The following is a 1005-nucleotide window of genomic DNA, read 5'->3' on the forward strand; positions in this document are numbered from 1 at the left end:
TTGGACAACCGTACTGCGACCGATACTGGTTATGATTTCCAGGTGGGTTCTAAAGACGGCGAGAAAATCAGCATCGCTATCGGTTCAAGCGCGGGCTGGAACCTGGCGGCAGCGAAAGCAGATGGCACTTCATCTGATTCAGTGAATACCTATGCTTTCACTAAAACTGCAGACGCTTCAGCAGCACAAACTGCGTATGATGCAGCGAAGAAAACCTCTGATGCATCTGGCGTAGCTGGCGATATCGCTGCAACGGCTACGGCGAAAACCGATCTCGACGCTAAAATGAAACTGGCAGCTGACGCAGGCGAAGCGGTTAACGGTAACGTGCGTACCGTTGCTGCCAAAGGCTTCGACGTGCTGAAAGGCACCGTTGGTGCAGATAGCAAAGCTCCGGGCACCACGCCATTGGCTGATATCGATAAAGCCCTGAAAGCGGTTGATACTCAGCGCAGTACTTTGGGTGCATCTCAGAACCGTTTTGAGTCAACCATCACCAACCTGAACAACACTGTAAACAACCTGACTTCCGCGCGTAGCCGTATTCAGGATGCCGATTACTCTACCGAAGTGTCCAACATGAGCCGTGCGCAGATCCTGCAGCAGGCAGGGACTTCCGTATTGGCACAGGCTAACCAGGTTCCACAAACTGTCTTGTCTCTGCTGCGTTAATTCCCCGTTGAGCAGGATATCGAGCCTCCGCATTGCGGGGGCTTTTTTGTGTCTGTTATTTATTGGTTTTTTAATAAAAACACGCGATTTAATTAAAGCTATGAATGCAGGTGCCGATAAATAAGGGGACGGTGATTGAAGCCGTAGGCAATAAGCCTAAACCTTAGCCGAAACATATTTAAAGGAAATAATACTATGGCGGTAATTAACACTAACAGCCTGTCTCTGCTGACTCAGAACAACCTGAACAAATCCCAGTCTACTTTGGGCACCGCCATTGAGCGTCTGTCTTCCGGCCTGCGTATCAACAGCGCGAAGGACGATGCAGCGGGT

General features: G+C 50.1%; 1 protein-coding gene and 1 pseudogene. Both read left to right on the forward strand.

Annotation, left to right across the window (positions count from 1 at the left end):
- Positions 1–672, forward strand: a 672-nt coding sequence (locus ACQ4OC_RS19565) for a flagellin (RefSeq protein WP_430971564.1), incomplete at its 5' end; no start/stop codon positions are given.
- 195 nt (positions 673–867) lie between these two features.
- Positions 868–1005, forward strand: a pseudogene (locus ACQ4OC_RS19570) (flagellin FliC); the annotation flags it as partial.

The sequence above is a fragment of the Yersinia sp. J1 genome, assembly GCF_050586585.1.
GTDB lineage: Bacteria > Pseudomonadota > Gammaproteobacteria > Enterobacterales > Enterobacteriaceae > Yersinia > Yersinia entomophaga.